Below are 25321 nucleotides of genomic sequence, written 5' to 3' on the forward strand. Positions count from 1 at the left end.
CCCCCCTGAGGTCCGGTCAGCCGGCGGGCCGGGCCGCGGTGCAGGCGGTCGGGTCGGCGGGGCTGATGACGACGCGGCGGCCGTCGGTCATCTCCACCCGCACCGCGCGGCGCGGGTCGGTCAGCCAGGCGTGATAGCGCCCGAGCCGCTTGGACCAGTACAGCCCGGTGAAGCCAAACAGGCCGCCGTTGCCCCACAGCCGCACGGCCTTGGCCAGCGGCGCCTCGACCGGCGCGCAGCACGCCACGGCGCCGAGGGTCTTGCGCCCCCGGCGCAGGTGGATCGTCAGGCTGCCGCCGTCGAGGGTGTAGCCGACCGGTGCCCGCAGAAAGGTCCAGGCCATCAGCGCGAGCAGGCCGGCGGCGGCGAGCCCCAGCCCCCACTGGGCGGGCCACAGCGCGACGGCGCCCACCATGCCGGCGGCGAGACCGCCGACGAGGGTCGAGACGGCCACGACCACGCCGGACGGCGGGGCGGCCCGGGACCGGAGGGCGGGCGCGGCGGGCATGCGGGCGGGCCCCGTCAGGCGGCGCGGCCGCCGTAGGTGAACCCGGCGTCGTCCACGGCGGTTTCGATGCTGGCGTCGTCAGCCGATCCGGAGACCGTCACGGTGCCGGCCTCCAGGTCCACGGTCACGGACTCGACGCCGGGCGCGGCGTCCTTGATCGCGACCTCGACCGAGCGGGCGCAGCCGCCGCAGGTCATGCCGGCGACATGGTAGGTGGCGCTCATGGGAGGGATCTCCTGTGTTTGCCGGGTTCGGGCGTCACCCGCCAACATGGGGCCGGCGCGGTGTCGCGCGCAAGGCTTCGGCGGCCCGCGCCGCGGCGGCCTCGCGCACCGGGCGCCGCGCGGCGGCGGCCGCCCGCACCCGCTGTTCCAGCGCGGCGCCGGCGGTCTCGGGGCGCCCGGCGTCGAACGGCGGCGCCGGGGCATACTCGATCGCGAGTTGGATCGACCGCGCCGTCTCGTCGTCGAACAGGACGGCGGCCAGGGTCAGGGCGAAGTCGATCCCGGCGGTCACCCCGCCGCCGCTGACGATCGGGCCGTCGACGACGACGCGGGCCGGGTCCGGGGTGGCGCCGAAGGCCGACAGCAGGTCACGCCACATCCAGTGGCAGGCGGCGCGCCGGCCCTCCAGCAGACCCGCCGCACCCAGCACGAGCGAGCCCGTGCACACCGAGGTCACAAAGCGGGCGCCCGCCGCCTGACGGCGCAGGAAGACGAGGGTCTCGGCATCCTCCAGCAGGGCGGTGGTGCCGCTGCCGCCCGGGACGCACACAACGTCCAGCGGCGGGCAATCGGCGAACGCCACGTCCGGCAGCAGGCCGAGGCCGCCGCTCGACCGCAGCGGTGCGGTGTCCTTCCAGACCGTAAGCACCCGGCTGTCCGGGAAATGGGCGAACACCTCGTGCGGCCCGCTCATGTCGAGCTGCATCAGGTCCGGAAACACCAGCAGGCCCAGGGTCAGCGGCATCCGTTTCTCCTTCATGACTGTCCACGCGATCCCGCAGCCGCCCCGGGACCGTGCCGGCCCCGGCCGGCGCGGTGACCATCGGGGCTACATCTCGCGCGCCCAGATCACCGTCCACGGCGGCAGCGGGTGCCCCTTGGCGAGCGCGGTCTCGGCGCCGGGCGGGGTCGCCGCCAGCACCGGGCCGGTGGGGGCGCCGGGCACCGGGGCCTCGGCGGGGTCCGGCCCCAGGTTCATGACCACGGCCAGGGTCGAGCCCGCCGGGTTGCGCCAGGTGACCCGCAGGCCGCGGTCCGCGAAGCGGGCGGCGCCGACGGCGCGCAGGCCCGGGATCATCGGCGTCACCGCCGTGTGCCGGGTCGCCAGCAGCCCCTTGATCCAGGCCAGCCGGGTGGCGGCCGCAGGGTCGTCGCGTGTCTCCCAGTCCAGGCGGCTGTGGTCTCGGGTGTCGGCGGCGAACGGGTCGGGGATGCGGGCGCGGGCCTCCGGGTCCGAGAATCCGGGGAAGCGGGCGAACTCGTTGCGCCGGCCGTCGCGCACCGGCTGGCGCAGGTCCTCGCCGAAATCCACGTGGAACAGGAACGGCTGGCGGCTGCCCCACTCCTCGCCCATGAACAGCAGCGGCGGGCGCGGGGCCAGCAGCAGCAGCGCCAGGGCGGCCTCGACGGCCTGGGGGGGCGCCAGGGCGGTCAGGCGGTCGCCGAAGGCCCGGTTGCCGATCTGGTCGTGGTTCTGGATGAAGTCGACGAACGCGGTCAGTGGCACATCGGCGCTGGGTGTGCCGCGGGTGGCGCCGTCGCGGTGGGGCGACGGGGCGCCCTGATAGTCGAAGCCTTCGGTCAACGCGCGCGCCAGCCGGTCCATGGGCGCGTCGACGTAGTCGGCGTAGTAGCCGTGGCCCTCGCCGGTCAGCAGGTGGTGGACGATGTGGTGATAGTCGTCGTTCCACTGGGCGTCGAAGCGGACGCCGGGCTCGCCCAGGAACCGGGTGGCGTTGTCGTCGTTCTCCAGCACCAGGTGGACGTGGCGGCCGGAGCCGGCGACGTGGTCGCGGACCCGCTGGGCGAGTTCGTCGAGGATATGGAGGGCGGACTGGTCCTCGATGGCGTGCACGGCGTCGAAGCGCAGCCCGTCGAAGCGGTATTCCTCCAGCCAGAACAGGGCATTGTGAATGTAGAAGTCGCGCACAGGGCGGCGCGAAAAGTCGATGGCGGCGCCCCAGGGGGTGTGCTGTGCCTCGTCGAAGAACGGCTTGGCGTAGGTGTGGAGATAGTTTCCTTCGGGGCCGAAATGATTGTAGACCACATCGAGGAAGACCATGAGACCCCGGGCGTGGGCGGCGTCGATCAGCCGCTTCAGGTCGTCGGGGGTGCCGTAGCGCGCATCGGGCGCGAACAGCAGCACGCCGTCGTAGCCCCAGTTCCAGCGCCCCGGGAAGTCGGCTACCGGCATCAGTTCGACCGCGGTCACGCCGAGGTCGACCAGATGATCCAGGCGCTCGGCGATGGCGGCGAAGCTGCCGTCCGAGGTGAACGTGCCCGGATGCAGTTCGTACAGCACGGTCTCGTGCCAGGGGCGGCCCTGCCAATCCGCCGCCTGCCAGGCATACGCCCCGGGGTCGACCACCTGACTGGGGCCATGGACGTCGAACGGCTGGAACCGGGACGCCGGGTCGGGCACGACCAGGCCGTCCGGCAGCCGGAAGCGGTATAGCGTGCCGGGGCCGGCCTGCGCCGCTGTCGCCCGCCACCAGCCGTTGCCGGTGGCGGTCATCGGGTGGGCCGCAAGGACCTCCAGGGCGTGCGGGCTGTCGCCGGTCACCACCTCCACGGTGACCGCCGAGACGCCGGGCGCCCACAGGCCGAACTGGACGCCGTCGGGCCGCAGTCGGGCGCCGAACGGCATGTCGTGCGTGAACCGGTCAGGGGACACGAAAGCCCTCCGTTACAAGTGATCCTCTCGATGGCGTCGGACCCGGCCGCGGGGGGCCGGCGGAGGCTCGGGCGGATCGCGTTCCGCTCTGAAACCAAAAGACCGCGCCAATTCACGCTCGAAATCGGCTCTACCCGATGGTTCCGATTTCGAGCGATCGGCGCTAGAAGAACCGTGCCGTGGCGGGACCCACCCGGGGCACGCCGGCCCCGGCGCCATGCCGATCGGCCTCGGTGCGCACCAGGATCAGGCACGACCGCGCCGCCACGAACATGCGGCCCTTTTTGGAGGCCGCCGCCGGCTTGCCGCCCATGGTGCGGGCCCCGGCGGCATTGTGCTTGGGGCCGGCGGCCATGGTGTCGGCCACCACGTGCCAGCGGTGTCCGGCCGGGACCGGCGGGGTGCGGCAGGTCATGTCCAGGTGCGAGGCATTGAGCCACACCAGGAAGGTCTGATCCGGCTCGGGCTCGCCGCTCTCGGTCAGGTGGGTCAGGCCGGCCTCGCCGGACAGCAGCATGCCGAGGGTCTTGGCGGCGGGGTCCTGCCAGTCCTGCTCGGTCATCTCCTCGCCGTCGGGGCGCAGCCAGGTGACGTCCTTGACCTTGGTGCCGGGGATCACGGCGCCCTGGAAGAAGCGGGACCGGTGAAAGACGAGGTGCTCGCGCCGCAGGCGGATCAGGGCCTTGGTGAAGGCCTGGAGGTCGCGGCCGGCCTCGTCGATGCTGTCCCAGTCCAGCCAGCTTACCTCGTTGTCCTGGCAGTAGGCGTTGTTGTTGCCGCCCTGGGTGCGGCCGAACTCGTCCCCCGCCACCAGCATCGGCACGCCTTGCGAAATCAGCAGGGTGAGCAGGAAGTTGCGGCGCTGGCGCCGGCGCAGGGCGAGGATGGCGCGGTCGTCGGTGGGGCCTTCGTGACCGTGGTTCCACGACAGATTGTCCGAGTGGCCGTCCCGGTTGTCCTCGCCGTTGGCCTCGTTGTGTTTGTCGTTGTAGCTGACCAGGTCGTTCAGGGTGAAGCCGTCATGGGCGGTGACGAAGTTGATGCTGGCCCACGGCTTGCGGCCCTGGTGGCCGAAGATGTCGGCCGAGCCGGACAGGCGCGACGCCAGCTCGGCCATCTGGCCGTGATCGCCCTTCCAGAACTTGCGCACGGTGTCGCGGTAGCGGTCGTTCCACTCCGCCCAGCCGGGCGGGAAGCGGCCCACCTGATAGCCGCCCATGCCCGTATCCCAGGGTTCGGCGATCAGCTTCTTGCGCGACAACACCGGGTCCTGGGCGACGGCGTCGAGGAAGCCGGCGTGCTGGTCGTAGACGCCGTTGACCCGCGCCAGGGTGGTCGCCAGGTCGAACCGGAAGCCGTCGACCCGCATTTCCTCGGTCCAGTAGCGCAGCGAGTCGGTGACCATGCGCAGCACATTGCGGTGGCGCAACTCAAGGGCGTTGCCGGTGCCGGTGAAGTCGTTGTAGTAGCGGGGATTGTCCCCCATCAGGTGATAGTAGCTGGCGTTGTCGATGCCGCGGAACGACAGCGTCGGCCCCAGGTGGTTGCCCTCGGCGGTGTGGTTGTAGACCACATCCAGGATCACCTCGATGCCGGCGTCGTGCATGACCTGGACAAAAATCTTGAACTCGTTCAGGCCCCCTTTGCCCAGGTACTCGGGATGGGGGGCGAAGAACCCGACCGTGTTGTAGCCCCAGTAGTTGCGCACCCCGCGCTCGACCAAGTGGCGATCGTGTACGAAGGCATGCACCGGGAGTAGCTCCACCGCGGTGACGCCAAGGGTGCGCAGGTACTCGACCACCGGTGCCTCCGCCAGGCCGGCGAAGGTGCCGCGCAGCGCCACCGGCACGTCGGGGTGGCGCATGGTGAAGCCGCGCACGTGCATCTCGTACAGGATGGTGTCGTGCCAGGGCCGCTGCGCGAACGGCTCCTGGCCCCAGGTGAAGGCGGTGTCGACCACCTGGCACTTGGGCATGTACGGGGCGCTGTCGGCCTCCGAGAAGGACAGGTCGCCGTCCGGGTCCCCAACCTTGTAGCCGAACAGGGCATCATGCCATTTGACTTCGCCAACCAGGGCCTTGGCATACGGATCAAGCAGCAGCTTGTTCGGATTGAAGCGGTGTCCGGCCTCGGGGGCGTAGGGGCCGTGCACGCGGAAGCCGTAGAGCTGGCCGATGCGCACGTCCGGCAGGTAGCCGTGCCAGACCTCGTGGGTGTGCTCCGGCAGGGGAACGCGGGCCACCTCGGTGCCCCCGGTATCGTCGAACAGGCACAGCTCGACGGCTTCGGCGTGGGCGGAGAACAGCGCGAAGTTGGTGCCCGAGCCGTCCCAGGTGGCGCCGAGTTGATGGGGTGAGCCGGGCCAGACGCGGAATCGCGCGGCGCCGTCTCCGGTGCGGGCGATGAAAGGGGGGGCAAGTGTGGTCAAACGGATCCTCCGACGGGCAGACCGGAACCGCTCCGCGCGCCCCGTCGGTTCGGCGCACGCGGTGTTCGGTTCCAGCCCCCCAATCTAATCCTTTTGACGCGCGAACCGAACCCCGTTCCTTCGGAAGCAGGATGCCGGCGACGGGAGCCCCCGGTCTCCGCCGCCGCGGGGCCACCGCCGTCCGTCAGCCGACCACGCCGGCGGCCCGCAAGGCCGCCTGTTCGTCCGCGCTCAGCCCCAGCTCGTCGAGGATGTCCGCCGAGTCGCGGCCGACGGTCGGCGGCGGCTGGCGGTAGGTCGGCGGCGTTTCGGACAGGCGCACCGGATTCGCAATCAGGGTCAGCGGGGCGTCGCTGTCCGGATGGGGCATCGCAAAGGTCATGCGGCGGGCCTGCACGTGCGGGTCCGCGAACACGTCGGGGATGGTGTTGACCGGGCCGCTGGGCACGCCCACCGCCTCCAGGTCGGCCAACCAGGCGTCGCGCGGCCGGGTGGCGATGAGTGGGCGCAGGAGCGCGGTCAGGGCGGCGCGGTTGTGCACCCGGTCGGCGTTGGTGACGAACCGGGGGTCGTCGGCCAGCTCGGGGTGTCCGGCCACCTCGCAGAAGCGGCGGAACTGACCGTCGTTGCCCACGGCCAGGATCAGGTGGCCGTCAGCGGCCGGGAAGGTGTCGTAGGGCACGATGTTGGGGTGGGCGTTGCCGTGGCGCTGCGGTGTCACCCCCGAGACGAGCCAGTTCTGGGCCTGGTAGGTCAGCCAGGCGATCTGTGAGTCGAGCAGGTTGGCGTCGATGTGCTGGCCCTGGCCGGTGGCGGTGCGGTGGTGCAGCGCGGCCAGGATGGCCACCGCGGCATAGAGGCCGGTCATCTGGTCGGCGTTGGCGTTGCCGACCTTGACCGGATCGCCGTCGGGGGCGCCGGTCAGGCTCATCATGCCGCCCATGCCCTGGGCCAGGTAGTCGTACCCGGCGCGGTGGGCATAGGGGCCGGTCTGGCCGAAGCCGGTGATCGAGCAGTAGATCAGGCCGGGGCAGTCGTCCTTCAGGGCTGCGTAGTCCAGGCCGTACTTGGCCAGCCCGCCGACCTTGAAGTTCTCCACCAGGATGTCGGCCTCGCGCGCCAGCCGGCGGATAAGCGCCTGCCCCTCGGGCCGGGTGATGTCCACGGCCAGCGAGCGCTTGTTGCGGTTGATGGAGAGGTAGTAGGCGCTCTCGCGCGTCGGGTGGCCGTCGCGGCCGGTCAGGAAGGGGGGACCCCAGGCGCGGGTGTCGTCGCCCTTGCCGGGCCGCTCGATCTTGATGATCTCCGCGCCCAGGTCGCCCAGCATCTGGGTGCAGAACGGCCCGGCCAGCACCCGGCTCAGGTCGAGGACCTTGACGCCGGCCAAAGGTCCAGAGGCTTGGGGGGCGCCGGGCTGGGGGGCGGGCGCGGGGGCGGCGGACGCGGGATTGGTCATGGGCGAACGGGGCTCCGGAACAACGGTCATCGGACGGACGGGAGGAGCGCCACGCTACCCCGGCGGCTACGCCGCTTGAACCCCGGTGCCGGAGATGGGGGGTATTGGCGGTGGGCGGGGGGGAGGCCCCGTATCCACCTTATCCTGGCGCGGCGTCTCCTGGTGCGTCGTCCTCCGCCGCCGCGCGCACCAGCCGGCGGATCAGCGGCGCCAGCGCGGGCAGGGCGTGCCGCAGGGCGATGGAGGGCGGGCGCAGGCGGGAATGCGCCAGGCCGATGGTGCGGGTGATGGCGGGGTCGGCGATCGGGGTCGCCGCCACCCGCCCGGCCGCGAGCGCGGCGCGGGCGACCCGGGGCGACAGCACCGTATGCCCGCGGCCGTGGGCCACCAGGGTGACGATGTGCTCCAGGGCGTCGATCTCCATCACCACGCGCGGGCTCAGGGACAGGGCCGCGCAGGCGCGCTCCACCTCGGCGCGCAGGCCGTGCGGGTGGCCGGGCAGGATCAGCGGCAGCGCGGCCACCGCGGCCAGCGTCACCGTGTCCCCGGCCGGACGCCCCGAGAGCGGGGACACCAGGCTCAGCCGCTCCTCGGCCAGCCGCTCCACCGCCAGCGTCGGGCTGTCGGTGGCGTTGAAGACCAGCCCCATGTCGAGATCGCCGGCGTCCAGCCAGGCGATGATGTGGCCCGACAGGCCCTCGACCAGGCGTGGGCGAACGTGCGGGAAGCGGTCGGCGACGGCTTCGGCCAGGGCCACGCTGAGCGCCGGCCCCAGCGAGGTGGGCACGCCGATGGCGAGGTCGCCCGTGGGATCGGCGGCGGCGGCGCGGATGGTGTCGGCGAGACCGTCCCAGGCCGCCAGCAGCCGCCGCCCCTCGTCCGCCAGCAGGCGGCCCTCCTCGGTGGGCACCACGCCGCGCGGGCGGCGGTGCAGCAGCACGGTGCCCAGGTCCTCCTCCAGCGCGCGCAGACTCTGACTCAGCGCCGGCTGGCCCATGCCCAGGACGCGGGCGGCGGCCGAGACCGAGCCGGCGTCGATGACGGCAAGCAGGTGGCGCAGGTGGCGCGGCTCCATGGGCGGTCCATCGGCGGAGGTGATGGGGGAACCCGCCGATGCTAGAGCCAATCGTTGGCGATCGGAACCGGTGAGGCGCGGCGGGCGCCTTAGCGGCCGATGCGGCGGAACAGGGCCAGCGGGGTGACGCCGTAGCAGGTCAGCGGCCGCCCCAGCATGAGACGGAAGCGGGACAGGAGCTGGATCGCCTCCAGCAGGAACGGGGACTCGCGGTGCTGCTGGGCCAGGGCGGTCAGGCGCTGCTGGACGCTGGCGAGGTCGCCCTCCGGGTCGGCATCCTTGATGCCGATCAGGGTCCAGGTGCCCTCGATGGTCACGCCGTAGTTCATGGTCAGATGCGAGGGAGCGGTGATGAGGCCGCCCGGCTTCAGGTTCGAGAACACCTGACCGTGGGCGGTATAGACGTAGGCCTGGATCTGCGGACGGATGGCGCCGAACATGTAGACGTCGAAGTCGATCGCCTCCTTGGTCTTCACCTCTCCGGTCACCGGGTGGATTTGTCCCACCTGCTTCTCCATCTGCTCCTTGTTCTGGTACGCGTGCTGGACGTGCTCCGTGCTGACGACGGTGAGTGGGCCGGTACAGGACACGAACTGGCCGATGGCGGCCCGGCTGACGTCGTCGTGCAGCAGGGCGCGTGCCTCCAGGTCGCGGAAGAACGCCAGCGCGTTCGCCCACAGGGGGTCGTAGGTCTGCGACAGCGTTTCGGCCACCGCCTCCGAGGTCGCGGTCTCGCCGCCGCCCTCGATGGTCGCGATGACCGGGATGTTGAGGCTGCCGCCGACCTTGGCCTGTTTCGCTTCGGTGGTCGTGGTCGCCGCTTCGTGTTCGGCCTGGGTCCGGTGGCCCCGCCCGCTCTCGTCGAACTGGGCCAGGAACGAGGCCACGCGCTGGGCATCGTGGTAGAGAAAGTCGTAGACGTGGGCCGTGCCCGCCGCGGCGGCCCGGGTGCTGTGTGCCTGTGCCGTCGGGTCCGGCATGGCGCGGGTCCTCCGTCGGCCTTCGGCCGTCCGCCGCCCCGGCCGCTGGGCTCAGGCGCCGTTCGGCAGCAGCGCGCGGTAGGCGTGCCATGAGGCATAGCCCGCCAGCGGCAGGGTGAACGCGAGGCCCAGGAAGGCCGGGACCATGCCGGAGACGGTGATGAAGCCGATGGTGGCACCCCAGCCGATCAGAACGCCCGGCTGGCGCGCCACCGCCTCGATGCTGACCGCGATGGCATGGGCGGGCAGGGTCTCCGGCCGGTCCACCAGCAGCGGGATGGACAGCGCCGCGACGGCGAAGGCCACGGTGGCCATGACGGCGCCGACGACGGTCCCCGTGGCCAGGAACAGGGCCGCTTGCGGGCTGCTCAGCAGGGCGGTCCCGAAGCCGGTCATCGACGGCGGCGCGCCGCCGTAGAACGCGGCGAAGAGCAGCAGGGCCAGCAGCATCCACGCCAGCATGACCAGGGTCAGGGCCACCCCGACCAGGGACAGCCCGGGCAGGCTCGCACGGCTGCGGCGGATCGCCTCGGGGATGGTGATGCGCTCGCCGTGTTCGTGGGCGCGGCTGACCACATGCAGCGGCACCGCGAACATGGCACCGACCAGCATGAACCCGCTGGCCAGCGGCAGCATGACGGACCCGAGGCCGGAGAACAGCAGAAGCGCCACCAGCGCCCAGGACAGGCCGACGAACACCGCGCCATAGGCCAGGCTGCATCCGGGCGCGCGCCGGACGTCGTCCAGCGCCTTGTGGATCCACGTGCTGGAGTCGTCGACGGTGACGCGGGCGAAGTCCGGGCGCGGCCCGGTGCCCAGGTCGGCGGTCACGGTGCGCATGGGGTGTCCCTCCCTGGAACGGCTCGACCGGTGGTGCCGTCCCGCCATCGACCCATCGGTCGCCGGCGGGGCGCTGTGCCCGGGGTGCGGCGCGATCTTATTCCGCATGCGCACCATACACGACGGATCAGAATAGAAGAACTCCAAATTGTGAAATATAATTGCCGCCCGCGCCGGGCAAGGCCGGACGCACCGCCCCCGTGCGGCGCCGGGAGACGCCCCCTTCCCTGGGACCCGCCGAGTGGTGTACCAGGACAGGCTGGACCGGGAGGCGCCGGACCCAAGACGTGTCGCACCGGCGCGGCGCGGACCCGAAAGGCTCCGCGGGGCGGCCTCCCCCCAATTCTTCAGGGAGTGACCCAGGCATGACGTTTCCCTTCACGAAAGCCGCCGCAGGCGCGCTGATGGCCTGTGCGGTGGCCTTCGGCGCCGGGGCCGCGGGCGTGGCGCCGGCCGAGGCCAAGACGCTGCGCATGGCCTACGACGCCGATCCGGTGTCGATGGACCCGCACGAGCAGCTTTCCGGCGGCACCTTGCAGTTCTCCCACATGGTGTTCGATCCGCTGGTGCGCTTCACCCGGGATCTGGCGTACGAGCCGCGCCTGGCGGAAAGCTGGGAGCAGATCGACGACCGCACCATGCGGTTCAAGCTGCGCGAAGGCGTGACGTTCCACAGCGGCAATCCGTTCACCGCCGAAGACGTCGTCTTCACGGTCGAGCGCCTGAAGCAGAGCCCGGACTTCAAGGGCCTGTTCGAGCCGTTCGTGGGCGCCAAGGCGGTCGACGACCACACCGTCGACCTGATCACCAAGGAGCCCTATCCGCTGACCTTGACCATGGCGACCTACATCTTCCCCATGGACAAGGCGTTCTACACCGGCACCGACGAGAACGGCGAACCCAAGGACGCCGTCGTCAAGCACGGCAACTCCTTTGCCTCGCGCAACTCCTCGGGCACCGGTCCGTTCGTCGTGCGCTCGCGCGAGCAGGGCGTGCGGCTGGAGTTCGGCCGCTTCGCCGACTACTGGGACACCGAGTCCCCGGGCAACGTCAGCGAGATCATCTTCACGCCGATCAAGGAAGCGCCGACCCGGGTGGCCTCGCTGCTGTCCGGCGGCGTGGATTTCATCGCGCCGGTGCCGCCGACCGATCTGGAACGCCTGGGCAACGAGGCCGACGTCAACCTGGTCACCATGCCGGGGACCCGCATCATCACCTTCCAGATGAACCAGGACCGGGTCGACGCCTTCAAGGACGTCCGGGTGCGCCAGGCCATCGTGCATGCCATCAACAACGAAGGCATCGTCGAGAAGATCATGAAGGGCTTCGCCACCGTGGCCGCCCAGCAGAGCGCCGAGGGTCAGGCCGGCCACGTGCCCGAGCTGACGCCGCGCTATGACCTGGAGGCGGCCAAGGCCCTGATGGCGGAGGCCGGCTACGCGGACGGCTTCTCGGTCAGCATGATGGCGCCCAACAACCGCTACGTGAACGACGCCAAGATCGCCGAGGCCGTGGCCTCGATGCTGGCCCGGATCAACATCAAGGTCGACCTGACCACGATGCCGAAGGCCCAGTACTGGCCGAAGTTCGACGAGCGGGCCGCCGACATGATGATGATCGGTTGGCACCCCGATACCGAGGATTCCGCGAACTACACCGAGTTCCTGCTGATGACGCCGGACCCGGAGACGGGCTACGGCCAGTACAACTCGGGCAACTATTCGAACCCGCGCGTCGATGAGCTGATCGTCCAGTCGCAGTCCATGGTGGACCTGGATGAGCGCGCCAAGGTCTTGCAGGAGGTCGAGCGGATCCTGTACGAGGACGCCGCCTTCGTGCCGCTGCACTGGCAGAACCTGGCCTGGGCCGCGCGCCAGGGCGTGCACATCGAGGACGTGGTCAACGTCATGAACTTCCCCTACCTCGGCGACCTGGTCATCGAGGACTGATCGCCCGTCGGGCGGCGGAGGGAGGCCGGCCCGGGCGCCGGCCTCCTTGCGCATCCGGCGACTGCCCTTCGGTACGCGGCCGCATGGCCCGGGGCCGGGTGCCGAAGGACAGCCGTCCCATCCCATCCGCACCGAGGTGCGGGGACGACCGATGGTCCCCGCCCGCGGCGTCGGTCCGTGGTTTCGACAGACCGAGTTGACCGCCCATGGCCTTTGTCGCCTTTTTCATCAAGCGCCTGCTGCAAGCTGCGCTGGTCATGTTCGTCATCAGCCTGATCGGGTTCTCGATTCAGGACAACCTGGGCGACCCGCTGCGCGAGCTGGTCGGCCAGTCGGTCTCGGAGGCGGAGCGCCAGGCGCTGCGCGACGAGATGGGCCTCAATGACCCGTTCCTGGTGCAGTACTGGCGGTTCCTGGGCAACGCCGTGCAGGGCGACCTGGGCGACTCCTACTTCTTCAAGCGGCCGGCCCTGGAGGTGATCGCGGACAAGTTCCCGGCCACCCTCGACCTGGTCATCGGCGCGACCCTGATTATCGTGCTGGTGTCCATCCCGATGGGCTGCTACTGCGCCATCCGACCCAAGGACGCGCTGGCCCGCACGGTCATGGGCGCCAGCATCGTGGGCATCTCGATCCCGGTGTTCCTGACCGCGATCTTCCTGATCTACGTGTTCTCGGTGAACCTGGGCTGGCTGGCCTCGTTCGGGCGTGGCGAGAACCTGGTGGAGATCCTCCCCGGCTGGGAGACCGGGTTCCTCACCCTGGAGGGGCTGGCGCATCTGGTGCTGCCCAGCATCGCGCTGTCCTCGATCATGCTGCCGCTGTTCATCCGCCTGATCCGCTCCGAGATGATGGAGGTGCTGGAACAGGACTACATCCGCTTCGCCTGGGCCAAGGGCCTGGCGCCGCGCCGGGTCTGGTTCCTGCACGCCTTCAAGAACACGCTGCTGCCGGTCATCACCGTTGGCGGTGTGCAGGTGGGCACCATGCTGGCCTACACCATCCTGACCGAGACCGTGTTCCAGTGGCCGGGGCTGGGCTTCATGTTCATCGAGGCCGTCACCCGCGTCGATACGCCGCTGATCATCGCGTACATCATCGTCGTGGGCCTCATCTTCGTGGTCACCAACACCGTGGTCGATCTCATCTACACGATGGTCAATCCCACCGTGCGCATGGTGGGGGCGCAGACATGAACCGTCTCGCCGTCTTTTTCGGATCCGATTTCCTCTATCGGTTCCGCACCGACCCCGTGGCGGTTGGCGCCACCGTGGTGCTGGGCCTGTTTGTGCTGGCCGCGGTCTTCGCGCCCTGGCTGTCGGGCATGAACCCGCACGACCCGGCGCAGATCGACATCATGAACTCCGAGATCCCGCCGGTCTGGCAGGACGGCGGCGCGCCGGCCTTTCCCTTCGGCACCGATGCCCAGGGCCGCGACCTGCTGAGTGCCATCCTGTACGGCCTGCGCATCTCCATCACCATCGGCATTTTCGCCGTCATGGTGCAGATGACGTTGGGCATCGTCATCGGGCTGGTGTCCGGCTACCTGGGCGGTAAGGTCGATGCCTTTTTCATGCGCCTGGCCGACATTCAGCTCTCGATGTCCACGCTGATGCTGGCGATCGTGGCGCTGGCGGTGTTCCAGGCCGCGTTCGGCGCCGAGCTGTTCGCCGACATGGCGATCATCATGCTGATCCTGGTCATCGGCATCGCCGAGTGGCCGCAGTACGCCCGCACCATCCGGGCCTCGGTGCTGGCCGAGCGCAAGAAAGAGTACGTCGAGGCCGCCCGCGTCATCGGCCTGTCGGCGCCGGTCATCATGGTGCGCCACATCCTGCCCAACACGCTGTCGCCGCTGCTGGTGATCTCCACCGTGCAGGTCGCCAACGCCATCATCAGCGAGGCGGCGCTGTCCTTCCTCGGCCTGGGCATGCCGGTGACCAAGCCGTCGCTGGGCTCGCTGATCAGCGCCGGGTTCGAATACATCTTCAGCGGGTCGTGGTGGATTACGACAATTCCCGCCATCGTGCTGATCGTGCTGATCCTGTCGATCAACCTTCTGGGCGACTGGCTGCGCGACGTGCTCAACCCGCGCCTGTACAAGGGGTAGCCCGATGGCCCTTCTCGACGTCCGCGATCTGGTGGTCGAGTTCCCGACCCGCCACGGCACGCTGACCGCGCTCAGCGGCATCAGCTTCTCGGTGGACAAGGGCGAGCGCGTCGGCATCGTCGGCGAGTCCGGCGCCGGCAAGTCGGTGGCCGCGTTCGCCATCCTGAACCTGCTCAGCCGGCCCGGGCGCATCGCCGGCGGGTCCATCACCTTCGAGGGCCAGGACCTGACGCAGTTGTCCACGCAGCGCATGCGGGCGGTGCGCGGCAACCGCATCAGCATGATCTTCCAGGATCCGATGATGACGCTGAACCCGGTGCTCACCATCGGCACCCAGATGATCGAGACCCTGAAGGCCCACCGCGACATCTCCGAGGCCGAGGCCCGGCGCATCGCCATCACCCGTCTGGGGGAGGTCAAGATTCCGTCCCCGGAGAAGCGCCTGGACTCCTACCCCCACGAGCTGTCGGGCGGCATGCGCCAGCGCGTGGTGATCGCCATTGCGCTCCTGACCGAACCGGCGCTGATCATCGCCGACGAGCCGACCACGGCGCTCGACGTCACCATTCAGGCCGAGATCATGAGCCTGATGCTGGCGCTGTGCAAAAGCCACGGCGTCGGTCTGATCCTCATCACCCATGATCTGGCGGTGGTCTCGCAGGTCACCCAGCGGGTGGTGGTGCTGTATGCCGGCCGGGTGGTGGAATCCGGCGAGACCGGTCGTGTGGTCCACAATCCGGTGCATCCCTATACCCGGGGTCTGCTGGCGGCGCTGCCGGGCGAGGCCCCGCCGGGCGCCCGCCTGACCCAGATTCGCGGCACCATGCCGTCGCTGAACGCCATCCCGGAGGGCTGTCCGTTCCATCCGCGCTGCGACTACGTGCAGGACCGCTGCCGCCAGGCCGAGCCGGCTCTGGACTCCCTGGACGGCCACCTGGTGCGCTGCGTGCGCGCCCACGAGCTGATGGCGGGGCAGGCGGCATGAGCGAGGCGGCGGCGATGACCCGGGACTCCGGGCGGGAGTCCGGCGGAGCGCCGGCGGCCGACCGGCCGCTGGTCGAGGCCCGCCACGTGGTCAAGCATTTCGACCTGGGCGGCCACTTCCTGCAACGCGAGCGGCCGACGGTGAAGGCGCTCAACGACGTCTCCATCACCATCCGGCGCGGCGAGGCGTTCTGCCTGGTGGGTGAGTCCGGCTGCGGCAAGTCCACGCTGGCGCGCGTCGTCATGGGCCTGCTGGACCCGACCGACGGTGAAATCCGGTTCGACGGCACCCGCATCGACGCCCTCGGGCACCGGGCGCGCAAGCCGTTTCACCGGCGCATGCAGATGATCTTCCAGAACCCTTACGCCTCGCTCAACCCGCGCCGCACCGTCCAGCAGACGCTGGAGGAGCCGGTGCGCTTTCACTTCCCGAAGCTGTCGGACGCGGAGGTGAAGGCCAAGGTCGAGCAGGTGATGGTCTCGGTCGGTAACGATCCCGGCTGGGGCAACCGCTATCCGCACGAGTTCTCCGGCGGTCAGCGCCAGCGCATCTCCATCGCCCGGGCGCTGATGGTGGACCCGGACTTCGTGGTCGCCGACGAGCCGATCTCCGCGCTCGACGTCTCGATTCAGGCGCAGGTCCTGAACGTCATGATGGACACGCGCGAGCGGCTGGACCTGACCTATTTGTTCATCACCCACGATCTGTCGGTGGTGCGCCATTTCGGCAGCCGGGTGGGGGTGATGTACCTGGGCACGCTGTGCGAACTGGCGGACACCAAGACGCTGTTCGAGACGCCGCGCCATCCCTACACCCGTATCCTGCTGTCCGCGATCCCGCGCGTCACCACCGAGGAGATGCAACCCCCGGGCCTGCCCGGCGAGGTGCCGTCGGCCATGAACCTGCCGTCGGGCTGCGTGTTCCACGACCGCTGCCCGCTGGCGAACGCGCGCTGCTCGGCCGAGGTGCCGAAGCCGCAATCGCAGGCGGACGGCACCCTGGTGGCCTGCCACGCGGTGGAGGAGGGGCGCGGGTAGGCGCCCTCCCGTCCGACCGGGCCCGTGCCGGGCAGGGGGGCGCCCGGACAAGAGATAGCGGATACGGTGCCGTAGGCCTGGTCACAAAACGATCAGATGGCGCGCGGCCGGGGGTGCCGCCGGCTCGCAAGGGATCCACCGCACACACGATCACACGCAGACGAACGGCCGGCCCGCGATGCACGCGGCCCGGCCGTCCTGACGGCCCGGTCTTCGGGCGGCCTACTCGAACCCGAACAGGCGGGGCAGGGTGGTGGTGATCGGCGGGAGGGCAATGATCGCCAGGAGGGCCACAAGGGCGGTGACCACAAACGGCCAGATGGTGCGGAACAGGTGCTCGATCGGCACGTTGCCCACCGCCGAGACGATGTAGACGCAGGCGCCCATCGGCGGCGTGATGAGCGCGATGGTGATGTTCAGGGTCATCACGATGCCGAAGTGCAGCGGGTCGATGCCGGCGGCCAGGGCGATGGGCGCGAACACCGGCGTCAGCAGCACCAGGGCGGCGATCTCCTCCATGAACATGCCGATGATGAAGGTGATGGCGCTCAGGATCAGCAGCACGATCAGCGGATCGTGGGCAAAGCCGAGCACGAAGCCGGCGAACCGCTGCGGCACCTGCTCGAAGGTCAGCAACCAGCCGATGACCGCGGCGGCGCCGATGATCAGGAAGATGGCGCTGCTCAACCGGGCGGTCTCGGCGATGGTGCGGGCCAGCGCGGCCACGGTCAGGGTGCGCGTGAGCAGGAACCCGGCGGCGATGACATAGGCCACCGCCAGCGCGCCGGATTCGGTCGGGGTGACCACGCCGGCGATGATGCCGCCCAGGATGATGACGGGGGCGATCAGCGCCGGCACCGACTGCCACAGCGCCGCCCCCAGCGACACCGACGGATCCCCGCCCTCGCGGATCTCATGGGCATGGCGGCGGGCGTGCAGGCCGTTCAGCACCATGAAGGCGATCCCCAGCACCAGGCCCGGAATCACGCCGGCGACGAACAGGCCGCCGATCGAGGTGCCGGTCATGGTGCCGTACAGGATCATGAAGATCGACGGCGGGATGATCGGGCCGATCAAGGAACTCCCGGCGGTCAGCCCGGCGGCGTAGGCGCGCGAGTAGCCCTCCTTGGCCATCGCCGGGATCAGGATCGAGCCCAGGGCGCTGGAGTCGGCCGCCGCCGAGCCGTTCACCCCGGCAAACAGGATGCTGGCGACGATGTTCACGTGTCCCAGGCCGCCGCGCACCTTGCCCACCAGCGCCCGGCACAGCACCAACAGGCGGTCGGTCAGGCCGGCGTGGTTCATCAGCAGCCCGGCCAGGATGAAGAACGGAATCGCCATCAGGGTGAAGACGTCGATGCCGTCGAAGAACTGCTGCACGGCGAGCCGGAACATCGAGACGTCGCCGATCCACAGGAAACCCGTCAGCGCCGCCGCCAGCAGCGCGATGAACAGCGGCGCGCCGAAGGTCACCAGCACCGCGAACACGGCCAGCATGGCCCAGGTCATACCGTCACCCGTTCCCGTTCCGGCGGCCGGGCCGCCGGTCCGCCGATCTGGATCAAAAGGAACTGCACCAGCATCAGGCCCATGCCGACCGGGATCGCCGCGGTCGGGATCGTTCGGGGCACGTTCAGGGCCAGCGTGCTCATGCCCCAGATCTTCTCCGCGTACACGGTGCCCATGACCGTCATGAACAGCAGCACGGCGAAGATCGCGAGCCGGCGCAGCAGGTCGACCGCCCGGCCCAGCAGGCCGGGCAGTCGCGACACCAGGATGTCGATCTGCATGTGCTCGCCGCGGCGCAGGGCGGCGGCCCCGGCCAGCAGCACCGCCCAGATGAGGGCATAGCGCGCCAGCTCGTCGGTCCAGATGGGCGAGCTGCCGAAGCCGTAGCGCGCCACGATGCCGAACAGCACCACGCCGATGTTGACGCACAGGCACAGGCCGGCCGCCCAGGTGCTGAAGACCTCCAGCCCCCGCGCCCAGGCAGCCGCGTGCCGGCCGATGCCGCCGTCGGAGGCCATCAGCGGGCGCTGTGCGCCGCGTTGGCGGCCTCGGCGCTGGCCGTGGCCAGGTCAATCCAGGCCTGGTCGATGCGCTCGGCCAGCCACGCGTTGTAGGCGCTCTGGCCCTGTGCGCGGAACGCCGCCATCTCCTCGGCGGTCGGGGTGTATGGCTCCATGCCATTCTCGACGAGGTAGTTGATACGCTTCTGCACCTCGGCCTCGACCCAGATGCGGTTGATGACATTGGCGTCATGGGCGGCGCGCACGACGGCGGCGCGCTGATCCTCGGGCAGGCCGTCGAGCCAGTCGCCGTTCACCACCAGGAACTGCATCGAGTACTGGATATTGGCGAGGGTGAGGTAGTCCTGCACCTCGTACAGGCTGCCGATAATGATGTACATCGGCGGGTTCATCTGGCCGTCGGCGACGCCGGTCTTGAGCGCGGTGTAGACCTCGGTCCAGGGCACCGGGGTGCCGCTGGCGCCGAACGCCTCGTACAGCGCCACCTGGCTTTCGTCCATGGCGCGGAACTTCAGGCCCTCGAAGTCGGCCGGGCCCTGGATCGGGCGCTCGTCGTTGGTGAAGGCGAGGAAGCCGCCTTCCTCGACCGCCTCCAGCAGATAGGCGCCGGTCTCTTCCTTGAACGCGGCGGTGGCCTCGTCCCAGAAGTCGCTGTCCTCGTAGAACTGGTGCGCGGCCTCGTAGGACTCGAACAGGAACGGGGCGTTGGCGGCGAAAATCTCGGGGAAGACACTCTGCATGCCGGCCAGCGAGGCCACGTTGACCATGGGGCCGGTCATCACCTGCTCCATGCGTGCCGCCTCTTTCCCGAGCTGACTGTTGGGGTACAGCTCGACCTTGATTTCGCCGTTGGTGCGCAGCTCCACCAGGGTCTGAAAGTTGGTCGCGAAGCGGTGCACGGCGTTCTTCTCGACCTCGGGCGGCCCGTTGTAGGACATCCGCACGGTGGTTTCGGCCGCCGCCGGCGTCGCCAGCATCAGTGCGGCCAGCGCCGCGGCCCCGGCGGTCCCGGCGGCCCCGCGGGCGAGGGCAGGGATGAACGACATGAGCTTTCTCCCGAGGTCGGTGAAACAGATGGTGCAAGCGCGAGCATGGTTCACCGGCCTGCAACCGCGTGTCAAGCGGCGTTCGGCGCGGCGGCCGGTCATCGCGGCCGCCGGCGCGGCGCGGCTGGTCCGCGTCGGAATTGGACAATGCCGGCCCGCTGCGGTAAGGCTTTCGGGTCGGCCCGCGCGGCCGGCCCCGGTCCGTAGGCCGAACGCCCGGAGAATCGTCGCCATGCGCCACCGCCTCGCGCCCGCCGCCGTCGTCGCCCCGGCCCTCGCCGCCGCCCTGGTCGTGGCGCTGTCCGCGCCGCCCGCCCTGGCCCAGTCCGCGCAGGAGCGGCTGGACGCGCTGCTCGGGGAGTTGAACGCGCTGATCGACCAGGGCCGGGCGCGCTCCCTGGCCGATCCCTGGTTCCTGGACGACCTCGCGGCCCTGACGACGCGCTACGGCGAGACCTGGCCGCGGGTGCTGATGAACCACACCTTCGAGTCCCAGTCCGGCACGCCCAAGCCGCCGTGGCAGGTCCGGCAGGGCCGCATGCAGGTGGACTGGACCCGGGGCTTGCGCTCGCGTGTAGAGATCCCGGCCACCGAGCCCGGACAGCCGTCATCGGGCGGGGCGCGCAACGAGGATGTGGTCGGCGCCATCGTCGGCACGATCCTGGAGGAGGCGCTGGGCACGCGCCGCAGCCAGCCGGCCGCGCCGGCGGTGGACCCCACCGCGCCGGCGCTGGCGGTCGCGGACGTGCGTGTGACCAACGCCTTCCGCATCGAGGTTGAGATGAGCGGCCGCGCGGTCCCCCGGGCGGGCGACGGCGGCTTCGAGGTGGGGGTGTTCCAGCCCAGCAATGCGGGGTATCGCCTGGTGCTGACCCCGAACGCCGACGGCCAGGGCGGTCGTCTCAACCTCCTGGCCGTCTCGTCACGCGGTTCCGCGCGCGTCGTCGATGGCGCCGCCGTGACCGTGCCGCTGCTCGGCGACGACCCGTTCACGCTGGTGTGGTCCCGCCGACCGGACGGCCGCACGACCGTGGCGATCAACGGGACCGACCTCGGAACCACCCAGGACCGCACCTTCGGCGATCCGTTCTCGGGGGTCATGATCGTCAACACGGGCGGTGACTGGGCCGTGCGCCGGATCACCATTCACGGCACCGGCTGAGGCCGTTCGTCTGGGCCGCCGCCGCGGCGCCGGGCCTGACCGAGCCCATCAGGGCCTCCCAGGGTCGCCCCGGAACCTTCCCGCAGTCTTCCCGGGGCCGCCCAGGGGCCTTTCAGTGGCAGATCCGGCGCAGCCGCCGACGATCATGGCCACCCGGATGAAGGCGGCGCGCCTGTTCGTACAGGGCCGCCAACTCCTCGGCGCGCGCCCGGTCGCCACGCTCGCCGGCCCGGATGTACTCATCCAGGATCATCTGGCGCATGGCCGGGCCGCCCCAGGGCTGGTGCAGCACCGTGTACGCCCGTCCCGCCGCCAGGATCGGCGGCAGATGTTCGTGGCTGGCCACAACCACGACCTCCTCGGGCACCGCATCGCTCAGTCCGTAGCAATCTCTCAGCGTGATCATGACACCCTCCCGTCGTCTGCACTCTCGGACGGCGGTCCCTTGGCGTCTGCCCCGGGCCTGTCGCCGGCCGGGAGGGATTCGCTGGCGATCCTGTCTCGGTCTGTCCCTTCGTGCTGTGATCGGAACCCCATGCCCCGATCGCCAATGCCCTCGCAACACGACCGCCATTTCAACCTGTATTATAGGCGTTTTGTGACATGCGCGAAAGCGATGACGCGGCATGACAGTCATGCATGGTGGCGTTTCGGCGGTCGGCGGGGGCGCACGACGCGCGTCCTACCGGCCGACGAGTGAACAAACCTCAGTCGTCGGCCGGCCGGTGCGACCGCACCGGCGCCGCGAAGCGGCGTATGGCTTTTGTCCTGACGAGTCAGGACAGGAGCCGGTCCGTATTACAGCCGATTGCGACAAACCGGACTCGCGGCACGACTTCGGTTTGTCGCGACAATCGGCTGTAAAATCAATAATGTAGAGCCGATTCACGTTCGAAATCGGACCGTATCTGCGGTTCCGATTTGGAACAATCGGCTCTAGGCTAGGCAGACCCGGTTGCGGCCACTCTCCTTGGCTTCGTAAAGGGCGTCATCGACGCGCACCACCCAGTCGGCGACCGACTCGCCCGCGCGTCGGCTGGCGACGCCCAGGCTGATGGTCACGCGCCCCACCCTGGGGACCGGTCCGTCGGCCATGGCCCGGCGCAGGGTCTCCGCCAGTCGGCCGGCACCGTCCCGGTCCGTCCCGGGCAGGATGACCAGGAACTCCTCGCCGCCCCAGCGCGCCAGCAGGTCGGTCTCGCGGATCCGGTCGCTCAGCCGGGTGACCACCTCGCGCAGCACGGTGTCGCCGACCGGGTGGCCGTGGCTGTCGTTGATGGCCTTGAAGTGGTCGACGTCGGCCATGATGAGGGAGACGTCGGTGCCCATGCGGTCGGCGCGGCGGGCCTCCTGGTCCAGGATGCGGTCCGCCTGCTGGCGGTTGAACGCGCCGGTCAGGACGTCATGGGTGGCCTTGTGTTCCAGTTGCTCCATCAGGTCACGCTGGTGGGTCACGTCGGAGATCATCAGCAGCAGCATGGTGGGGCTCCCGCTGCCGGTTTCGATCCGCTCGGCCGTCATCTCGCCGATCACCCGCGTGCCGTCCCCGGCCGTGAAGCGCACCTCGTCGGGTCCGGCGGTGTCGGGGTCGAGCAGGTGGCGCAGCACGTGCTCGCGGATCGCTTCGGTCGGGAACAGGCCGAGCTCGACCAGGCTGCGACCGATCACGGCGTCGCGCTCCAGGCCGAGCGTGCGCAGGAAGGCGGTGTTGGCGTCGCGGATGCGACCACTGTCCGGCGCGGTGATGGCCATGAGCGTGGCATTGTTCATGAACGCGGTCTCGAACTTGCGTTCCGACAGCACCAGCGCGGAGACGTCGCGGGCGATCTCCACGACTCCCTTCATGGCGCCGGTGTCGTCGAAGGCGGGAAAGGCGCGGATCGACCAGATGCGCCCGTCCGGGGTGGTCATCTGCCCGTCGGCGGGCGCCCGCGTGCGGAAGCAGTCGAGCACGGGACAGCCGTCGCAGGGCGCGTCGCGACCAGCCCACAGGGCGTGGCACGTCTTGCCGATCAGGTCCTCCATGTCGACGCCGAGCGAGGCGGCGGAGGCCGCGTTGGTCCACGTGATGGCCATGTCCGGTTCGTTGTAGAAGGTCACCATGTCGGAGATGCTGCCCAGGATGAGCGCCTTCTCCCGCTCGCTGCGCGCCCAGGCGGTCTCCGCGGTCTTGAGTTCGGTGATGTCGCGCGAGATTTCCGCCGTGCCGAGGGTGCGGCCGTCCTGCACCACCGGCGTCAACGCCATGTCGTACCAATGCGGGCGTCCGTTGAAGGTCACCGGGAACTGCTCGCGGTAGACGGCGCCGTCCAGCACGTGCGACAGCACCGTCTCCCAGTGGTCCCGTTCCGGCGGCGGCAACAGGTCCATGGTGCGCAGGCCGGGGGCCGCCGTGACCCGGAAGTAGCGATCGGCGAATACCCGGAAGGCGGTGTTGAAGGTCAACAGGCCGCCCTTGGGGTCGCGGACACAGATCAGGTCCTCGGTGGACTCGAACAGGGCGCGCAGGGTCGCCTCGCGTTCCATGAGCGCCTGCTCGGCCCGCACCCGGCCGGTGACGTCGTGGATGATCGTGAACAGCACACGCCGGCCGTCGAGGCTGAGCGGGGTGGAATGCGCCAGGATGTCGCGCACCTCACCAGAGGCCAGGCGGTGGCGGACCTCGAACCGGCTCTGCGTCGCGCTGTTGGCACGGGCGCGCAGCGCCGCGACCTCCTCCGGCGGCGCGATGTTGATGTCCTGGACCGCCATGCGGCGCAGGGTGGCGACCGGATAGCCATAGAACGCGGCCGCCGCCGCATTGGCCTGCACGATGCGCCCGTCCTCCGGATCGACCAGCAGCATGGGGGCGCTCGACCCGTCGAACAGGCCCTTGTAGAGCAGGCGGCTGCGGCGCAGCGATTCCTCCTCGCGCACCTGTTCGGTGACGTCCCGCGTGACGGCGATCAGGCCGGTGACAGCGTCGGTGACGGGATCGCGGATGGCGCGGCTGGTGGACTCGACCCAGATTTCATGGCCGTCCTTGTGCCGGAGACGGTAGCGCAGGTGGCCGACGACGTCGTCGCTCGCGATCCGTGCCTGCACATCCAGGAGCCGGGGGATGTCGTCGGGGTGACAGAGATCGGTGGGACCTTCGCCGAGCAGATCGTCGGGATCGTAGCCCAGCAGGGTGCGGCATGCCGGCGAGACGAACGTGCGCCGGCCCTGAAGGTCGTGCGTGGAGATCAGGTCGGTGGCGTTCTCCGCCAGCAGTCGGTAGCGGCGCTCGCTCTCGCTCAGCGCCGCTTCGGTCTCGCGCCTCTGGGTCACGTCCCGGCCGACGCCGATGACCTCGACGAGGCGCCCGTCCATGTCGAGAACGCCGGTGGCCTGCCAGGCGAGCCAGCGCCAGCCCTCGGCCGTGGCCGCGCGCAGTTCGATGGTGGCGTTGTGCGGCGGCTCGGCGAGGCGGGCCAGGCCGGCCCGCGCGGCGGCCCGATCGTCCTCGTGCACCAGATGGTCGAACGGCTCTCCGATCAGGGTTTCTCGACGCCGCCCAAAGAGCGCGCAGAACGCCGGGTTGGCGTAGCGCAGGCGGTTTTCGGCATCGACCTTGATGATGGGCGCGGCCTGGTCCTCCGCCAAGTTACGATAGCGGGCCTCGCTGTCCCGCAATGCCTGCTGGGCGCGCTGCCGCTCGGTGACGTCGACCAGGCTGAGAATCAGGCCGTCGATGACGCCGGCGGCGTCTCGCACCGGCTGGACGCTGACATCCCAGTAGGTGGTCCCGCGTTCGGGCTGGTCCGGATGCGGGAACGGGCGTGCGGACGCGGCGAACGGCTCGCCCGTGCGCAATACGGTGCGGAAGATGGCTTCGTTTTCGGGATCGGGGTACAGGTCGAAATGATTGCGGCCGATGAAGTCCCCGGGCTGGCGGCGGCCGGCGCGGGCATAGGCTTCGTTGACGCGGAGGAAGTTGAAGCGGCGGTCGAGGTAGGCGACGGCGAACACGCTCTGGCTGAAGAATCGGTCGAGCAGGCCCGTGCTGCGCCGCAGGTCGCGTTCGGTCTCGATCCGGTCCGAGATATCGCGGATGACCGTCATGACGCCGATGCGCCGCCCGGCGCGGATCACGGGGTCGGTGCGGGCGTTGACCCACAGCAGCCCGCGTCGGCTGGGGATGAGTTGGTCGCGCGTGATGCTACGGCCGGTGGCGAGCACCGTGCGGTCGTCGCCCTGGAGCGCGTCGGCGGTTTCGGCCGGGAACAGGTCGGCGTCGGTGCGGCCCAAGACGTCTTCGAGTGGGCGGCTGACCGCGCGACAGAACGCGGCATTGGCGAAGCGCACGACCAGCGCGTCGTCCTTGATGGCAATAACATCGCTGGTGGCGTCCAGGGCGGCCGAGAGCAGGGTAAAGGACTGCCAGAATCCGGCGTCCGTGGTGTCATCGGGGAGTCTCCGCTGCTCCCGGGTCTGGCCCTTGTGCCGCCTTTGCATCACCCGGCCCCCTGATCCCGCTCCGGTTCCCTCACGTCCTCGCGCTGGCGCCCGTTCCGTGTATGCGTCATCTCCCCGTGTTGCGGTCTCGGCATCAGGTGCCGGGCGTCGGCCCTGATCCTGTCGAGACGGTCGCGTTTTCTTCTGCCGCCTTGGTTCAACCGGGGTCGGGGTTGGCCCGCCTCGGCCATTGCGGCCATGATTTCACCATAGCGCGCAAATGGGGGCAGTGTCTGCCGGCCCATCGTCAGGGGCCGTTCTTCCGAAAGAGCCGCAGCGGTTCCAACGAACGAATCCGGACGACGTTCCTGAGTTTGGTTCGATTGAAGGGCGGTGCTCTC

20 protein-coding genes are annotated in these 25321 nt (G+C 70.0%); 6 read left to right on the forward strand and 14 right to left on the reverse strand.

The genetic code is table 11. The features are described from left to right. Window positions 1-16: 16 nt before the first annotated feature. From GGD88_RS05305 to GGD88_RS05345, 9 genes are all read right to left on the reverse strand, one after another. Entirely contained in the window at window positions 17-508 is a 492-nt protein-coding gene (locus tag GGD88_RS05305) for a PH domain-containing protein (RefSeq protein ID WP_184432463.1), read from the reverse strand. A gap of 14 nt (window positions 509-522) precedes the next feature. Further along, on the reverse strand, window positions 523-732 hold the full coding sequence (locus GGD88_RS05310) for a heavy-metal-associated domain-containing protein (RefSeq protein WP_184432465.1): 210 nt from the start codon (window positions 730-732) through the stop codon (window positions 523-525). A 34-nt stretch (window positions 733-766) separates the two neighbouring features. Next, the gene (locus GGD88_RS05315) at window positions 767-1477 is read right to left on the reverse strand and encodes a DJ-1/PfpI family protein (RefSeq protein ID WP_184432467.1); all 711 of its coding nucleotides are present in this window, start codon (window positions 1475-1477) and stop codon (window positions 767-769) included. 84 nt (window positions 1478-1561) lie between these two features. Further along, window positions 1562-3406, reverse strand: coding sequence for a malto-oligosyltrehalose trehalohydrolase (gene treZ, locus GGD88_RS05320; RefSeq protein ID WP_343056279.1), 1845 nt, complete (start codon window positions 3404-3406; stop codon window positions 1562-1564). 163 nt (window positions 3407-3569) lie between these two features. Next, complete coding sequence (gene glgX / locus GGD88_RS05325) at window positions 3570-5834, reverse strand: glycogen debranching protein GlgX (RefSeq protein ID WP_221237012.1); 2265 nt, start codon at window positions 5832-5834, stop codon at window positions 3570-3572. A gap of 184 nt (window positions 5835-6018) precedes the next feature. After that, window positions 6019-7290, reverse strand: a complete 1272-nt coding sequence (locus tag GGD88_RS05330) for a CaiB/BaiF CoA transferase family protein (RefSeq protein ID WP_184432469.1) — start codon at window positions 7288-7290, stop codon at window positions 6019-6021. A gap of 139 nt (window positions 7291-7429) precedes the next feature. Then, on the reverse strand, window positions 7430-8365 hold the full coding sequence (locus tag GGD88_RS05335) for a LysR family transcriptional regulator (RefSeq protein WP_184432471.1): 936 nt from the start codon (window positions 8363-8365) through the stop codon (window positions 7430-7432). Window positions 8366-8454: 89 nt separating this feature from the next. Next, window positions 8455-9345 (reverse strand): DUF6414 family protein, encoded by an 891-nt coding sequence (locus GGD88_RS05340; protein ID WP_184432473.1) that lies wholly within the window; start codon window positions 9343-9345, stop codon window positions 8455-8457. Between the two features lie 51 nt (window positions 9346-9396). Further along, a complete protein-coding gene (locus tag GGD88_RS05345) occupies window positions 9397-10185 on the reverse strand; it encodes a DUF2189 domain-containing protein (RefSeq protein ID WP_184432475.1) in 789 nt (262 codons plus the stop codon). 365 nt (window positions 10186-10550) lie between these two features. On the opposite strand from GGD88_RS05345, the gene GGD88_RS05350 reads away from it, so the two are divergent. The 5 genes from GGD88_RS05350 to GGD88_RS05370 all read left to right on the forward strand — a co-directional run bounded on the left by GGD88_RS05350 (window position 10551) and on the right by GGD88_RS05370 (window position 16266). Then, on the forward strand, window positions 10551-12134 hold the full coding sequence (locus tag GGD88_RS05350) for an ABC transporter substrate-binding protein (RefSeq protein WP_221237013.1): 1584 nt from the start codon (window positions 10551-10553) through the stop codon (window positions 12132-12134). Window positions 12135-12340: 206 nt separating this feature from the next. Further along, complete coding sequence (locus GGD88_RS05355) at window positions 12341-13330, forward strand: ABC transporter permease (RefSeq protein ID WP_184432477.1); 990 nt, start codon at window positions 12341-12343, stop codon at window positions 13328-13330. Continuing rightward, window positions 13327-14244: an ABC transporter permease gene (locus tag GGD88_RS05360; RefSeq protein ID WP_184432479.1), complete on the forward strand. Its 918-nt coding sequence runs from the start codon at window positions 13327-13329 to the stop codon at window positions 14242-14244. The genes GGD88_RS05355 and GGD88_RS05360 overlap by 4 nt, the downstream gene beginning before the upstream one ends. 4 nt (window positions 14245-14248) lie before the next feature. Beyond that, window positions 14249-15229: an ABC transporter ATP-binding protein gene (locus tag GGD88_RS05365; protein ID WP_184432481.1), complete on the forward strand. Its 981-nt coding sequence runs from the start codon at window positions 14249-14251 to the stop codon at window positions 15227-15229. Beyond that, the gene (locus tag GGD88_RS05370; RefSeq protein ID WP_246423579.1) at window positions 15226-16266 is read left to right on the forward strand and encodes an ABC transporter ATP-binding protein; all 1041 of its coding nucleotides are present in this window, start codon (window positions 15226-15228) and stop codon (window positions 16264-16266) included. Before GGD88_RS05365 ends, GGD88_RS05370 begins: the two co-directional genes overlap by 4 nt. Before the next feature lie 222 nt (window positions 16267-16488). Here GGD88_RS05370 and GGD88_RS05375 read toward each other — a convergent pair whose 3' ends face one another. The 3 genes from GGD88_RS05375 to GGD88_RS05385 are packed head-to-tail and all read right to left on the reverse strand — an operon-like array spanning window position 16489 to window position 19342. Beyond that, complete coding sequence (locus tag GGD88_RS05375) at window positions 16489-17775, reverse strand: TRAP transporter large permease (RefSeq protein ID WP_184432483.1); 1287 nt, start codon at window positions 17773-17775, stop codon at window positions 16489-16491. After that, window positions 17772-18293 carry a TRAP transporter small permease gene (locus tag GGD88_RS05380; protein ID WP_184432485.1) on the reverse strand — a complete coding sequence of 174 codons (522 nt, stop codon included), beginning with the start codon at window positions 18291-18293 and terminating at the stop codon, window positions 17772-17774. Before GGD88_RS05380 ends, GGD88_RS05375 begins: the two co-directional genes overlap by 4 nt. Next, the gene (locus GGD88_RS05385) at window positions 18293-19342 is read right to left on the reverse strand and encodes a TRAP transporter substrate-binding protein (RefSeq protein ID WP_221237014.1); all 1050 of its coding nucleotides are present in this window, start codon (window positions 19340-19342) and stop codon (window positions 18293-18295) included. Before GGD88_RS05385 ends, GGD88_RS05380 begins: the two co-directional genes overlap by 1 nt. Window positions 19343-19574: 232 nt before the next feature. Between GGD88_RS05385 and GGD88_RS05390 the strand changes: the two genes are divergently transcribed. Continuing rightward, window positions 19575-20504 (forward strand): hypothetical protein, encoded by a 930-nt coding sequence (locus GGD88_RS05390; protein ID WP_184432487.1) that lies wholly within the window; start codon window positions 19575-19577, stop codon window positions 20502-20504. 112 nt (window positions 20505-20616) lie between these two features. Here GGD88_RS05390 and GGD88_RS05395 read toward each other — a convergent pair whose 3' ends face one another. After that, complete coding sequence (locus GGD88_RS05395) at window positions 20617-20910, reverse strand: hypothetical protein (protein ID WP_184432489.1); 294 nt, start codon at window positions 20908-20910, stop codon at window positions 20617-20619. Between the two features lie 530 nt (window positions 20911-21440). Beyond that, window positions 21441-24980, reverse strand: coding sequence for a sensor domain-containing diguanylate cyclase (locus GGD88_RS05400; RefSeq protein WP_184432491.1), 3540 nt, complete (start codon window positions 24978-24980; stop codon window positions 21441-21443). Window positions 24981-25321 lie beyond the last annotated feature (341 nt).

It is taken from the genome of Roseospira goensis (assembly GCF_014197795.1).
In the GTDB taxonomy this organism is placed as follows: Bacteria; Pseudomonadota; Alphaproteobacteria; order Rhodospirillales; family Rhodospirillaceae; genus Rhodospira; species Rhodospira goensis.

Coding starts and splice junctions, on each gene's coding strand:
- GGD88_RS05305 (WP_184432463.1), bottom strand. CDS start 508: ATGCCCGCCGCGCCCGCCCTCCGGTCCCGGGCCGCCCCGCCGTCCGGC.
- GGD88_RS05310 (WP_184432465.1), bottom strand. CDS start 732: ATGAGCGCCACCTACCATGTCGCCGGCATGACCTGCGGCGGCTGCGCC.
- GGD88_RS05315 (WP_184432467.1), bottom strand. CDS start 1,477: ATGCCGCTGACCCTGGGCCTGCTGGTGTTTCCGGACCTGATGCAGCTC.
- GGD88_RS05330 (WP_184432469.1), bottom strand. CDS start 7,290: ATGACCAATCCCGCGTCCGCCGCCCCCGCGCCCGCCCCCCAGCCCGGC.
- GGD88_RS05335 (WP_184432471.1), bottom strand. CDS start 8,365: ATGGAGCCGCGCCACCTGCGCCACCTGCTTGCCGTCATCGACGCCGGC.
- GGD88_RS05340 (WP_184432473.1), bottom strand. CDS start 9,345: ATGCCGGACCCGACGGCACAGGCACACAGCACCCGGGCCGCCGCGGCG.
- GGD88_RS05345 (WP_184432475.1), bottom strand. CDS start 10,185: ATGCGCACCGTGACCGCCGACCTGGGCACCGGGCCGCGCCCGGACTTC.
- GGD88_RS05350 (WP_221237013.1), top strand. CDS start 10,551: ATGACGTTTCCCTTCACGAAAGCCGCCGCAGGCGCGCTGATGGCCTGT.
- GGD88_RS05355 (WP_184432477.1), top strand. CDS start 12,341: ATGGCCTTTGTCGCCTTTTTCATCAAGCGCCTGCTGCAAGCTGCGCTG.
- GGD88_RS05360 (WP_184432479.1), top strand. CDS start 13,327: ATGAACCGTCTCGCCGTCTTTTTCGGATCCGATTTCCTCTATCGGTTC.
- GGD88_RS05365 (WP_184432481.1), top strand. CDS start 14,249: ATGGCCCTTCTCGACGTCCGCGATCTGGTGGTCGAGTTCCCGACCCGC.
- GGD88_RS05370 (WP_246423579.1), top strand. CDS start 15,226: ATGAGCGAGGCGGCGGCGATGACCCGGGACTCCGGGCGGGAGTCCGGC.
- GGD88_RS05375 (WP_184432483.1), bottom strand. CDS start 17,775: ATGACCTGGGCCATGCTGGCCGTGTTCGCGGTGCTGGTGACCTTCGGC.
- GGD88_RS05380 (WP_184432485.1), bottom strand. CDS start 18,293: ATGGCCTCCGACGGCGGCATCGGCCGGCACGCGGCTGCCTGGGCGCGG.
- GGD88_RS05385 (WP_221237014.1), bottom strand. CDS start 19,342: ATGTCGTTCATCCCTGCCCTCGCCCGCGGGGCCGCCGGGACCGCCGGG.
- GGD88_RS05390 (WP_184432487.1), top strand. CDS start 19,575: ATGCGCCACCGCCTCGCGCCCGCCGCCGTCGTCGCCCCGGCCCTCGCC.
- GGD88_RS05395 (WP_184432489.1), bottom strand. CDS start 20,910: ATGATCACGCTGAGAGATTGCTACGGACTGAGCGATGCGGTGCCCGAG.
- GGD88_RS05400 (WP_184432491.1), bottom strand. CDS start 24,980: ATGCAAAGGCGGCACAAGGGCCAGACCCGGGAGCAGCGGAGACTCCCC.